Origin of the sequence: Paenibacillus odorifer, assembly GCF_000758725.1 — a bacterium.
Lineage (GTDB): Bacteria > Bacillota > Bacilli > Paenibacillales > Paenibacillaceae > Paenibacillus_AQ > Paenibacillus_AQ odorifer.
This window is the reverse complement of record NZ_CP009428.1, coordinates 3,527,712-3,540,313: the sequence shown is the minus strand read 5'-3', so window position 1 is coordinate 3,540,313 and position 12,602 is coordinate 3,527,712. Positions and strand designations below refer to the sequence as shown.

The 12,602-nt window shown below is 44.4% G+C and carries 11 protein-coding genes; 1 reads left to right on the top strand and 10 read right to left on the bottom strand.

Going from position 1 to position 12,602, the window contains the following annotated elements:
* Positions 1-35 precede the first annotated feature (35 nt).
* The 3 genes from PODO_RS15340 to PODO_RS15330 form a co-directional block, all read right to left on the bottom strand.
* A complete protein-coding gene (locus PODO_RS15340) occupies positions 36-1,052 on the bottom strand; it encodes a cytochrome d ubiquinol oxidase subunit II (RefSeq protein WP_036677093.1) in 1,017 nt (338 codons plus the stop codon).
* A complete protein-coding gene (locus PODO_RS15335; protein ID WP_036677095.1) occupies positions 1,049-2,413 on the bottom strand; it encodes a cytochrome ubiquinol oxidase subunit I in 1,365 nt (454 codons plus the stop codon). The genes PODO_RS15340 and PODO_RS15335 overlap by 4 nt, the downstream gene beginning before the upstream one ends.
* 565 nt (positions 2,414-2,978) lie before the next feature.
* The gene (locus tag PODO_RS15330; protein WP_052097061.1) at positions 2,979-4,826 is read right to left on the bottom strand and encodes a zinc-binding metallopeptidase family protein; all 1,848 of its coding nucleotides are present in this window, start codon (positions 4,824-4,826) and stop codon (positions 2,979-2,981) included.
* Between the two features lie 107 nt (positions 4,827-4,933).
* On the opposite strand from PODO_RS15330, the gene PODO_RS15325 reads away from it, so the two are divergent.
* A complete protein-coding gene (locus tag PODO_RS15325) occupies positions 4,934-5,542 on the top strand; it encodes a TetR/AcrR family transcriptional regulator (protein WP_080742704.1) in 609 nt (202 codons plus the stop codon).
* Positions 5,543-5,624: 82 nt separating this feature from the next.
* Here the strand turns inward: PODO_RS15325 and PODO_RS15320 are convergent, their stop codons facing one another.
* The 7 genes from PODO_RS15320 to nikC all read right to left on the bottom strand — a co-directional run bounded on the left by PODO_RS15320 (position 5,625) and on the right by nikC (position 12,575).
* Positions 5,625-6,608, bottom strand: a complete 984-nt coding sequence (locus PODO_RS15320; protein WP_038571303.1) for an alpha/beta fold hydrolase — start codon at positions 6,606-6,608, stop codon at positions 5,625-5,627.
* 261 nt (positions 6,609-6,869) lie between these two features.
* Positions 6,870-7,619 carry a class I SAM-dependent methyltransferase gene (locus PODO_RS15315; RefSeq protein WP_038571300.1) on the bottom strand — a complete coding sequence of 250 codons (750 nt, stop codon included), beginning with the start codon at positions 7,617-7,619 and terminating at the stop codon, positions 6,870-6,872.
* Between the two features lie 7 nt (positions 7,620-7,626).
* Positions 7,627-8,382: a class I SAM-dependent methyltransferase gene (locus tag PODO_RS15310; RefSeq protein WP_244886342.1), complete on the bottom strand. Its 756-nt coding sequence runs from the start codon at positions 8,380-8,382 to the stop codon at positions 7,627-7,629.
* Positions 8,379-10,052 carry a nickel ABC transporter substrate-binding protein gene (locus tag PODO_RS15305; protein ID WP_038571294.1) on the bottom strand — a complete coding sequence of 558 codons (1,674 nt, stop codon included), beginning with the start codon at positions 10,050-10,052 and terminating at the stop codon, positions 8,379-8,381. Before PODO_RS15305 ends, PODO_RS15310 begins: the two co-directional genes overlap by 4 nt.
* An 18-nt stretch (positions 10,053-10,070) precedes the next feature.
* Positions 10,071-10,919, bottom strand: coding sequence for an ATP-binding cassette domain-containing protein (locus PODO_RS15300; RefSeq protein WP_051490951.1), 849 nt, complete (start codon positions 10,917-10,919; stop codon positions 10,071-10,073).
* A gap of 37 nt (positions 10,920-10,956) precedes the next feature.
* Entirely contained in the window at positions 10,957-11,742 is a 786-nt protein-coding gene (locus tag PODO_RS15295) for an ABC transporter ATP-binding protein (protein WP_051490952.1), read from the bottom strand.
* Positions 11,739-12,575 (bottom strand): nickel transporter permease, encoded by an 837-nt coding sequence (nikC, locus tag PODO_RS15290; RefSeq protein ID WP_143763136.1) that lies wholly within the window; start codon positions 12,573-12,575, stop codon positions 11,739-11,741. Before nikC ends, PODO_RS15295 begins: the two co-directional genes overlap by 4 nt.
* Positions 12,576-12,602: the final 27 nt, after the last annotated feature.

Here is a 12,602-nt window from a genome sequence, read left to right as displayed (position 1 = left end):
GAAACCTCAAACATGCCGTAATGGATTAATCAGCTTTATTTTTTCCCTTTTACATAATCCGCATCAAACAGGAAGAGTCTGAAGACCAGAATAAGGGATGGGATCAACAGGCATAGACCGCCGATAAACACAATAACTAATGCTAAGCCCATTGCCGGTGAAGTTGCACTGCTCTGAATCGTGATATACGGATCAAGAATATAAGGGTATTGCCCAATTCCATAAGCGAAAAAGGCACAGAAAAATTGCAACATGACGCATATAAAAGCTAATCCGTAACGGCGTCCGTTATATAATAGCCACATCGCGATCATGAAGAAAGCAACGGAAAGTGCCAGCAACCACCATAAATCCATCATATTTTGAAAATGCCGCTCATTGTGTTGACCCAAATAGATAAATGCTGTAAGTGCGAGGATTATCGTCGGTGTGCTCCAAAACAGGGCGTAGTTGCGCATCAGCTTCAACGCGGAATGATCCTCTGCCCGAGAAGCGTAAAATGTCAGAAATGAGCCGCTAATGAACAAAACGGACACAATTGCCAGTCCAACGATACTCCACGATAACGGATTGGTGAACAGCGCCCAGTAATCCAGAGAAACCGTCTCCCCCTGCTTCACGATAAAGCTGCCTTCAGACAAAGTTAGCGCCACTGACAACGATGCTGGAATAAGCAAACCTGTAGCTCCGTACAAAAAAAGATATACTATGTTTTTCTTGGAACCGTAATTTTCAAAAGCATAGAATGAACCGCGAATCGCAAGAAGAATCAATGCAATGCTTCCCGGAACAAGTAGCGCGGAGCCATAATAATAGGCTGTGTCCGGAAAAAAACCGACGATGCCAATGTAGAAAAAGATAAAAAATACATTTGTAATTTCCCAAACGGGTGATAAATAACGCGAAATCAGACGATTAATGAGATGATCCTGCTTCGTTAAACGGGCATAAAAGGCGAAGAAGCCCGCTCCGAAATCAATGGAAGCTATAATTAAATAGCCGTACAAAAACAGCCAGAGCACCGAGATGCCAATCAATTCGTAACTCATCATTCAGTGCCCCCCTTTTCCGTAGATTGATTAGGATGATCCTTCATCCATTTCTCCATCTCAGCTTCTGCTGGATTATTGTTGAACAAGCGTCTTAGCACGATTACACACATACTGCCGAGAACGATGTACAAGAGCAATAAGGCGAAGAATATAATTCTTACATTCGGTGAAGACGTGGCCGCCTCCTCAACACGCATATATCCACGGATAATCCACGGCTGTCGGCCAACCTCTGCATAAAACCAGCCCAGCTCAACAGCCAGAAAAGCGAGGGGGGCGCTCAGTGCGATGATGCGAAGCATCCACTTGTTAAGCTCATTACGCTTTTTCCAGAACACAAACAGAAAATATAGGAACGAAATCGCGAGCAGAGTAAATCCGATTCCGACCATTAAATCAAACAGATAATGAACGAGAAGTGGTGGCCATTCTTCCTTGGGGAATTCCTCGAGCCCCGTCACCTCTGCATTAAAGTCTCCAAAGGCCAGGAAGCTGAGCAGCTTCGGAAGATGAAGAGCCCCTAGAACTTCATGCTCTGCATTCAGCCATCCCAATAGAACCAAATCCACCCTGCTACTCGTCTCAAAATGCCACTCTGCCGCTGCAAGCTTCTCTGGCTGATGCTCGGCCAAAAACTTGGCGGACACATCACCGGCTAACGTGTTCAGCAAACCGAATAGTAAAACGACCGCCATCATGAGATTTAAAGATTTTTTGTGGTATGCGGACACACCTTTTCTCAGCATCGCGAAGGCTGCAATCCCGGCTAACAAGGCAGCTCCTGTTAAATAGGCCGAGCTTAATACATGGAACACTTTGGAGAACGTCGCCGTATTCAGCATCGCTTGCACCGGGTTAATCGCTGTGAATTGGCCTGCTTCCATGACAAAGCCTTCAGGCTGGTTCATGAATCCGTTCACCGTCGTAATAAAAACGGCAGACATGCCTGCCCCGGCGACAATCGGTATCGTCAGCAGCCAATGGGTATATGGATTTTTGAACCGATCCCACGTATACAAATAAATGCCCAGGAAGATAGCCTCGAAAAAGAACGCGAACACCTCCATGAATAACGGAAGTGCAATGACATTCCCAGCCAGTTTCATAAAATTCGGCCATACCAGGGCCAGCTGTAGTGAAATCGCTGTACCGGTCACAACACCAACCGCCACAGAAATGACAAATCCTCGAGACCACCTCTTTGCCATAAGTGTATAATGGGGGTCTTTCTTCCGGATCCCGATGAACTCTGCTATAGCGATCATTAGCGGTATACCGACGCCAATCGTCGCAAAAATAACGTGGAATCCGAGAGTCAAGCCTGTCACTAGCCTGCTCCATAGCACCGTATCAATTGCCATTCTTTACTGCTCCCTTCAAAACTCTGTTCATTTTTCGTCTTAAGTTGATACTTATGATTAGGCCCGCTAACTGTAGGCTGCATTCAATATCAGGTTTAGCAAGGCTCAGCGACATCGTTTCCTGTTCGTTTTAGTATGACATTCCTCGTTCTTTGCTATGTAAAAAGAGAAATATTTCACAAAGCAAGAGTTGGCGAACCTGATTTACCTGTTACTGAGCAGTCAAATTAATAACGTGGCCTAATAATTAAAGTTATCTTATCTTAAATTTTAAGTATTTCAATCATCGACATCTCTTAATCCCTAAACGTTCAAGAAAGGGACAAATCTTTCTAACAACTCAGTGAATAACACAAAAAGCACCCGAAGGAGCTATTGATTGATTAGCGTATATGTGATGTCACAAGTTTCCTCCTACTTCGATGCTAACAAAAAAACGAAATTTTCTGATTTTAAGCCGTAATATACCCCCTTTTTGCAACAAAAAAACACTGACTTAAATCATCAGTGTTTTTGAATTCAAGCTAATGTCATCTTCGTCATGACAAATCTTGAACTGCCACTATCATTTAGTACGACCGTAGAAAAAAGAATACCCATCTGACTTCCCAAGCTTAGTTGTCTCCGTTCCGTCCACTAGCTTGACCGCTTTCAGCAACGATACAATTTGCGTATGCATTAGCTTTGCATCAAATTTGTCCATCTCTCTGTTGTCACTATCCACGAGCAGATAGTCGGGCATTGGAATGAATCCAATCACCGGTATCCCTGCTTCAAATAAGGGCTGACTCTCTCCAAACTCAAACTTGTTATGTCCACGCAATAATACAGTACGTGTGCTATCTGTCTTTTCAATAGCCTTCAGCCAAATGGCTGCCATCATTTCATTGCCTGCATACGTATATTCTGTACTTATTTGTCCAGTTGGACCATAGTGACCCGTATCATCGTCCTTCCACTCCATGCTGCCTAAATGCTCAACCGTAATTCCAGCTACAGCTTTTAAATGGCCATTCTTGCCATCCCAGAGCTCTCGATGCCCCTCCATCCAGGTGGAAGTTGCCTGAGAGGACCCTTTGAACTCCGGTAATCTAAAATGCCCTGTCACAAAAGCGAAAATCATCGTACGTTCCGGCTGCTCCTGCTGTAAGTAACGAATCATAGACAGCATACCCACAGCGCCATTCTCCTCCACTACATTTATCCCATCCGTATGGGTATTTACGATAATCGCTTCGTCTTTATTCTTACCGTCAATCTTCACATAAAAGGATTCTGTTGGGGCATCTTTTTGTATTTCCGCTTCTAAAATAACCGTACCTTCTTTATGCTCTTGAGCTGCGCTGATCACCTTTTTCCCTTCCGTTTCATTAACCCAGATTGCAGGGATTCCTGCATAATCGGTGGTAAAAGGCACATATTGCTCTTCAACCTTATCGTCAGATACCCCTTTCCAGACTAAAACAACAGCTTTTACGCCCATTTCCGTCGCTTGCTCCAATTTAGCTTCTTTTAAAGCTGTAGTGAGGACCAGATCGCCTTCATTTGGGGCAATTTGGTTGTCCATTGGAGATGAAGCCCGCATATTCATAACGATCCCACTTGGAAAATTTCTAAAATTCTCAATTTCAATGACAGCAATTTTTCCACTGGCCTGGCCATATTCACCACGCTTCGTATACACCAGCTCCCCTGTCACACCTTTTTCGTCAGTTTCCCCGGAATAGGGAAAAGCTGAAGAGACATGAATTGCCTGCTGATCAATCATTAAAGCACTGTTCTTTTCTTCCCATCGGTCAAAAGTATAGCGATCACGATATACTTGCAGCCCCATATCCGTTACCTGCTGCTCCAGCCAAGCAATAAACTGATTGTGACCCTCAGAGCCGGTTGTACGGCTTCCAAAAGAATTCATTACTTCAATATCTTTCAGCATCATTGCTGCAGAATCCAATTTACGTTCATCGATCGTCATAGCCGCATCAGCTGATAATGCCACAGGTGTTGTAATAGGTTTTGCATAGATTCCAATCCCCCAAAGTGCAGTAACGATAAGTGCAGTAATGCTGAATAACACTTTACGAACGGCTAGAAACGGAGTGACTCTTTTGCTCCCCGATTGCCCAAAGAGTCCTCTACATATGCCCGCTACGATCAGCAGCAGGATAGAAAGCGCAAGCAGCCAAAATTCTCTTGTTAGTAAGAATAGCCCTTCTGCCACCATCACACTAATAAAAACCACATGTACCTTCTCACGTTTCTTTAAGAGTAAAAAAGAGATGCCTAAATCTGCTAACAAAAAGATAATGGTCACGATCGAGATTACCGTTTCTTTGCCAATGAATACCGTAGCACAGAGTGCTAGGATCAAAAGCAGCACCGCTGACAATCGTCTATATAAGATTTCTAACATGACGCCCTCCCATTTTAACTAACGATTATTTTGACATTACATTTGTAATGCCTTATGGTTTTAGCATATTGAAAAGACTCATGAAAAACAATGAAACGAACATCAGAATGTACAAACGGAGGGAAAATGTCATCTCAAATCATGAATTATACAGTCCAAATACCTCTCAGCATCGTTCCAATAAAGAAACTAACCGTTTGACAAGAGAAGCCATCTGCACGGCATTAGTCTTCTTGATCCAGGAACAGTCTTTTAGTAAAATCACCATCACCGATATTGTGAAACGCGCAGGGGTTTCTCGAACGGCCTATTACAACAACTATTCCTCCAAGCAAGAGATCCTGGTGGATTTGGTCGATTCGCTTATTTTCGAAATTAATCAAAAACTCTTACCTTACACCAATGAATTAACAGGCAAAGCTAAAGAACCTCAAAAATTTATCAAAGTGCTTTTTGAAGTTATTTTTCAGCAGCGGAACATCTACAAAGCACTTCAAAGTGCAAAATTTGATCATGTAATTCTGGATTGCTTGAATGAAATGATGCTTTCTACTGCTCATGACAAAAGCGACGAGAATGTGTACCGAATATACTTTAAAGCAGGGGCCCTCTATAATGTTCTCCTTAAATGGATACAATCAGACTTTGCAAAATCCATTGACGAAATGACCAAAATTTGTCTTGAGGTATACCATACTCCAATGTCCCAGGAATAAGGTTTAAAAATCGTGTTTATAAATAAAAAAACAAAGAAACCACGGAACCAAGTTCGGCTCCGCAGTTTAATTATCAACCCTACTATTGAATTTGAATTTGTTTCATGTACTCTTTGAATGCCTCAGCGATTTCTTTATATTTTGTATGATGCAGATAATGTGAACCTTCCATTGGGATCATTTTGCCCTGTGCGGATTGTTTGACTTGCTCCTCATGCAGCGGAATCCACTGTTTATTGTGCTCGTTATTCGATTGAACGAAGAGAAGCAACGGCAAGTCATTTGGCATTGTGATTTTTTCTCCATTTTTGAAATTGGAACCGAGGTGGCTCAGTTCATTCATCAACGTTGGATTGGTCGCGACTTGATTCGAAATCAAACGCATTTGTTCTTTGGTATGCTCATCGAATGCAAGCGATTCATACGGATCTCCGCTCACTTTTTGGACCAATCTCATTAGACCTGATTTTTGAAGAAATTGCATGGCTTTCAAAGGTAATTTGACATCCATTCCGGGTTGATTGGGAACGCTGCTATCGATGCCGACAAAAGCAAGAACTTCATCCGGATATGTGTTCACATAGGTCGCTCCGTATAGTCCCGCGATGGAATGTCCCATTAGAATGTAACGGTCTACACCCAGTTGCTGCAAAGCTTCGTGAACCTCACTTACTATATTCTCAGTCGTTCTTTCCTTCTCGGTTTCATCGCTCAAACCATAACCGAAAGGCTCGACCACCACGACTTTGTAATTAGGGGTAATCTCATCGATCAGCAATTTGAAATCAAGTGCAGGTGTCGGGGTTCCTTGTCCTGGTAGGAGTACAACCGTTTGTTCTCCGCTGCCTTGAATAAGCACATTCATCTTTTTCCCATCCACATTGACATACTGGCCATACGATTCGATTTTCTTTTTCTCTACCCCGTCGCTGATTGCATCAACGATAAAAACGATGCCCATGAACAACACTAGCGCCCCTACAATACCTCCGATTATTTTTAACCATAGGTTCCGTTTCTTGTGGCTCTTAGTCCCAGTTGTTTTTATTTCCACCTTATTTGCCACGTTGATCTCTTCCCTTCCTTGTCCCTGTATCTGAAGTGCCGCCTTGACGACATATTCAAAGTGTAATCAATCAAGATGTACTCTTCGTGACGACAATATGAACGGAATATGAACAAGCCAAAAAAGAGGTTTTAGATCAACATCAAATCGGAAATGAAATAATGTTCTTGTCCTTTACTCAAAAAGCAGCGCCTCTCATTTAGAGGATCGCTGCTTTTTATTGTTACTTCATTTAATTATGTGTAGGTTCTCACTATTATATTATTTTTCAGCACAAATCATGAACATCGGTGTTGACCGGTTTAAGACTTGCTGTTTCTCATCCAGTACTTTGGCGTTCAAATTCTCTTCAGCAAAAATAGTGGTGAATCCTTCTTCCTTGAGAGTCCGTATATCCCATTCGGGACGCCACTCTCTGGTCAGTGGCAATACAAGACTCAGACGGTCTGTCTCCTCTATGTCCTTATGATGCGGGAGCTCACCAAAGCCCTTATCTACATAGACTTTCTGATCCTCTACTCGCTTTTGCTGCATCTCTTCGTCCCAGAGATGGCGATTCCAGTTGGCATCAAAAACCAGTAGCCGTCCCCCAGGCTTAAGTACTCTTTTCCACTCTTTGTAAGCTGACTGCGGATCGGTAAGGCTCCAGGTAACATTGCGGCACACGATCAGATCGAAATTTTCCGCAGCAAAGTCAAGCTTGTGCGAATCCATCTTGCGGAAAGTAACGGTGACACCTTCCCGACTGGAGTGGGAACGTGCTTCTTCCAGCATATTGTCGGTACAATCGATCGCAGTAACCAGATGCCCGGCACTTGAGAGAATCACAGAGAAGAAGCCAGGCCCGCAGCCAATATCTAGAACCTGCAATCTTTCCTTCTGTGGTGCGTTAGCGAGGATAAGCTTCAGCCAGGCCTCCCGCTGGAATCCGTTCAGTTCCTTCTGAATGCCTTCGCTGTACAGCTCAGCTTCGCCTTCCCAATACATTTCCACCTCTTGTTGTATACCCATTTATCATTCACTCCTTCTTGGCAAGTATCATGAACCGGTTTACATTCTGGTAACCGTATTTCAAATAATCTAGCGGCATCGCACGGGCAGGGATAAAGTTTCGGTGAACATCTATGGTTCGGAACCCGGCCTGTTTCAGCGCTGTCTCGTCAGCTTCAGGCCGTAATACATTAACAAATGGCAACTCGCTTAGCAGGCTTTTATCTTGACTGCTTCGCTGGCGGATTCTTTGTTCTGTGAGCAGAATCAGCGTCCAGGACAAAGCATACCAAAGTTTACGGAATACAGTCTTGCTCTCTTTATATAAATAGTTGCCGTCAAAAATAATCAGAGTCCCGCCCGGTTTTAGAATCCGGTACCATTCAGCATAAGCCCTCTGTGGATCAGGCAGCGTCCATACTACATCCCTGCAGACCACTGCATCAAAGCTATTCTCTAGCTCCATATGCAAGTCGGCAGCATCAGCGACATAAGCTGGAACTTTGTATCCATAACTCTCAAAATTTCGTGAAGCTCTATCTATCATTCCCTGAGAGGCATCCACCGCTGTAGGCAGATGACCCATCTGTGATAAGAGTATGGAGAAAAAGCCAGGTCCTGTTCCCACATCCAGCACCTTTTGCTGGGGAGTTGTTCCCAACCCTTTAATAAGCAGTTGTTTCCAGAGGTTTATAGTTTTTTTACTGCGGAATTGAGTCTGTATGACTTTGTCATAACTCTCCGAGCTTGATGTCCAGTATTTCGAAATCTCTTTTAACATCATTTTTCTCCTATGTCGAGTAGATTCCAGAAGACCGGCATAAAGGTGGAGTACCCCGGTTTAAATCCAGTCACTCTATTATTTACTGCCAAGATATCGTCAGGGAAATAAATAGCTGCAAACATAGCCTCCTGATACAATTTGGAAAAAATGGAGTCATATGCGGTCTGACGTTCCTGAATATCGGTTGTTCCTACTGCTGTGTCAATTTGAGATTCTAGTGCAGGATCAGACCATACCACAGCAGATGCATCAGCTGTTTTATGAAATAAGGAGAGCAAGAATGCATGCGGATTATAGGCATCGTCATAAGTCCGGTACATAATTAGATCATAGGCTTTGCTTGTCCATAAGGCATCGTAATAGGCATTCGGTTCAAGAACCTGAAGATTCACTCTAATGCCAATCTCCTTTAACTCAGACTGAACCAGTTCACTGATGGACTTCCATTCGGGATACTCAGCCTGCTGCAGCACGAAATTAAGCTCAAGCTGCGCTCCGTCCTTCTGTACCATTCCATCTCCGTCCGAATCCGTGTAACCGGCAGTTGCTAGCAGCTGCTTCGCTTCCAGCGGATCGAAGCCGTACCAGGTATTATTGGATTCCGTCACATAAGGAACCGTCAACGGGAACAGACCTTGGGCTTCACTGCCGATACCGTCCATAAGATCATCGACAATGCTTTTTTTATTAATTGCCAAATTGATAGCTTTGCGCACATTCAGATCTTGAAGTGCGGGCGTTTTGTAGTTAAAGATCATGAAATGAGAGTTTGTTCCTTGTGCTTTTTGCAAGGTCAGCGAAGAATCCGCTTCAATCACTGGCACGCTTTCGACCGGAATCTTTCCCATTTGTCCCCCGGCAATGTCAACATCTCCCGCTTGCAGCGCTAGTACTCTGGACTGTGGATCAGGGATTACCTTTAAAATAATTTTCGACAGCTTCGGCATTTCTCCCCAATAATTCGGATTTCTGACGAGTACGGCTTCCTGATCTGTTTTGTAGCTCTCAGCCATCCATGCGCCAGTTCCAATCGCTTTGATGAATTTACCCGTAATATCTCCTGTGGGTTCCACAGCGGAAGGGCTGATAATTCGGACCGGTCTTGCAAAGGATAACTCGGTTAAGAAGGGATAATACGCTTTGTTGAATGTCATTGTAATCGTATGTTCGTCCACAACAACAAGGGATTGCATCGCAGTCGCCACATTTAACGAATTGGCTGGATCCTTAATCCAGCGTTCGAAGGAGAATTTAACCGCATCAGCATTAAACTCCGTACCGTCAGAGAATTTGACGTCATGGCGAAGATGGAACGTATATACTTTCCCATCTTCTGAAATATCCCAAGACTCCGCAAGCGACGGCAGTATTTCGCCTTTTTCACTATACTCCACTAATCCCTCATATATCATCGCGTGCACATTCATCGAACCATCATAGGCACCGGCATCCAATCGGTCTATACCGGCATCGGACGATATAGCAACAGTGACTGTCTTGTCCTGAGCTTCAGATCCTTGTGCAGCTTCATTATTGGCGGTATTATTGGCTCTAGCCGTAGAATTGCTGTTATTACTGTTACCGCAACCTGATATCACCATAACTACCACAAGAAGCATAAAGAATAACGATTTTGATAATAGGCTTTTTGTCTTAAGGTTCGTTCTCATTCTTGGTACATCCTTTCTCTACTTAACATCATAGGAATGGCTGGGTTGCCACTCTGTGCCCAGTCTCTTCTTCCTTAAGCGGGGGTCCTGCACGGGTACCGAAGAGAGTAATGTTCTTGTATAAGGGTGGTCTGCTTGCTGCAACATAGTTGCACCTGATTGCTTCTCTACTATTTCCCCTTGACACATCACTGCCACACTGTCGCAAAAACGATTTACAACTGACAAGTCATGTGTAATGAATACATAGGATAATCCCAGCTCATGCTTCAACTCCTGCAGCAGATCCATCATTTGCTTTCGCAGGGTGACATCGAGACTCGAGAAAGGTTCATCACAGATAATCAGCTCCGGCCGCAAGGTGATCGCTCGTGCAATTCCGACCCTTTGCTGCTGTCCACCGCTGAGTTCATGCGGATAGCGGTGAATATGCTGCCGTTCAAGTCCCACAAGCTCAAGTGTGTCTGCTACCGTAACCCTGCGGGCTCCAGCCTTCCTCTCTCCATAGTTTCGAAGAGGCTCCCCGATAATCTGCTCTACCGTAAACAACGGATTAAATGAAGCCAGACTGTTCTGAAACACCATCTGCATCTTCCTGCGGATCATGCGCATTTCGCTGAAGCTCCAGTCCGTATAATCCTCGTTCCGGTACATAACTCTTCCGGAGGATGGTTTCTCCAGTCCCAGAAGAAGTCTGGCCAAAGTGCTCTTACCACAGCCACTTTCCCCCACTAATCCAAGGGTTTCGCCGCTCTCCAGACTGAGAGACAGGTTGTTGACGGCATGAACACTTCTGGCATTACGTGTGAACCACCCCCTTTCCATCCCATATTTCTTGTTCAGGCTTACCGCTTCCAATAACTTCAAGATCACCACGTCCCTGAAAAATGTAATATTACCGTTGTTATCTGCACTCCATTAAGTATTGAGTATAGGGATGCACGGGATTAGAAAAGAGTTCAAACACATTGCCTGATTCCACGATCTTCCCGGACTTCATCACATATACATAATCTGCAAGCTCCGCAACAACGCCTAGATCATGGGTAATTAATAGGATGCCGACATTGTTCGTCCATCTGATTCGGTCCAGCTCTTTAAGAATCTGGGCTTGAATGGTTACATCCAATGCCGTTGTAGGCTCATCTGCAATTAATAATTTTGCACCGGATACCAGTGCGATGGCAATCATTACTCTTTGACACATACCACCGCTAATTTGAAAAGGATATTTATTGAAAAGTAATTCAGGATCGCTGAGCCCTGCTTGCTCCATCTGCTTCATGGCAAGTAATCTTGCTTCTTTTCCCGACACCCGCTTATGCAGTTTAATCGTCTCCGTGATCTGCCTGCCAATAGTAAGTACCGGATTCAGCGCGTTCATAGGATCTTGAAAGATTACGGCCATTTCTGTTCCCCGAAGCTTCCGTAACTGACGGCTGGAGCACTCACGAAGATTGTTACCCTTAAGCCAGATTTCTCCACTCTCAACTAAGCCTGGAGAATCTAATAATCCTAATATGGACATTGCCGTAACACTTTTACCGCTGCCGCTCTCGCCTACAAGTGCGACAATCTGCCGGGATTTCACCTCGATACTGACATCATCAACTGCCGTAACTTTATAACTGCCTGTGTGAAAGCAGGTGCGTAAATGACTGACCTTCAGCAGTGGAGACTCTGCCATCATGTTCTGGCCCCCCACTTCACTGCAGAATCGAAAACACGCTCTGGTTGTCGCAAGCCATCTCCCAACAGATTAAAGCCCAGAACCGCCAGCATGATCATCATTCCCGGAAATAGCATCAACCGTGGCTCCGTTTGAATATAGGCACGGCTGTCGTTCAGCATTACTCCCCATTCCGGTGTAGGCGGCTGAGCTCCCAAACCCAGAAAGGACAAACCCGCAATGGAGAGCATAATCGTACCCACTTCCATAGAAGCAAGAACCAGAATAGGCCGGGCTGCGTTCAGCAGAATATGCCTGAAAATAATTTGTAAATGAGAAGTGCCTGACGCTTTGGCCGCTGTAATATATTCACTTTCCTTGATTTGAAGGACCATGCTGCGTATCACTCTGGCATACCCCGTCCACCAGACAGCAGCAAATGCGATTAGCAGATTCTTCATACTGGGACCTAGCATGGCTGTAATCGCAAGGGATAGGATTAAGCTGGGAAAGGCAAGCAATATATCTATGATCCGCATAATCAAATGATCGATCTTGCCGCCAGCGTAACCAGCCAGTAAACCAACAGGGATGCTAATCGCAAAAACAACGATCAACACCATAAACGAATAATTCAGGGTGGTTCGGGTCCCATAGATTAATCGGGATAAGACACAGCGTCCCAGATGATCCGTACCAAGCGGGTATTGCCAGGAAGGCATAGCCAGTTTGTGTTCCATGTGAATCTGCAGCGGATCGGAAGGTGAAAGCCATGGGGCAAAGACTCCAACGCATATGAACAAAAGTACTATGCCCGCTCCTAACCTTGATCCCTTATTCTTAAATAAGCTAATACGAAATATGACAATCCGCTCCTTCTA

Bases quoted from the DNA above. Each gene is read 5' to 3' on its own strand.
- PODO_RS15295 (WP_051490952.1), bottom strand. From the start codon at position 11,742: ATGATGGCAGAGTCTCCACTGCTGAAGGTCAGTCATTTACGCACCTGC.
- PODO_RS15315 (WP_038571300.1), bottom strand. From the start codon at position 7,619: ATGGGTATACAACAAGAGGTGGAAATGTATTGGGAAGGCGAAGCTGAG.
- PODO_RS15305 (WP_038571294.1), bottom strand. From the start codon at position 10,052: ATGAGAACGAACCTTAAGACAAAAAGCCTATTATCAAAATCGTTATTC.
- PODO_RS15335 (WP_036677095.1), bottom strand. From the start codon at position 2,413: ATGGCAATTGATACGGTGCTATGGAGCAGGCTAGTGACAGGCTTGACT.
- PODO_RS15340 (WP_036677093.1), bottom strand. From the start codon at position 1,052: ATGATGAGTTACGAATTGATTGGCATCTCGGTGCTCTGGCTGTTTTTG.
- PODO_RS15310 (WP_244886342.1), bottom strand. From the start codon at position 8,382: ATGATGTTAAAAGAGATTTCGAAATACTGGACATCAAGCTCGGAGAGT.
- PODO_RS15325 (WP_080742704.1), top strand. From the start codon at position 4,934: ATGTACAAACGGAGGGAAAATGTCATCTCAAATCATGAATTATACAGT.
- PODO_RS15330 (WP_052097061.1), bottom strand. From the start codon at position 4,826: ATGTTAGAAATCTTATATAGACGATTGTCAGCGGTGCTGCTTTTGATC.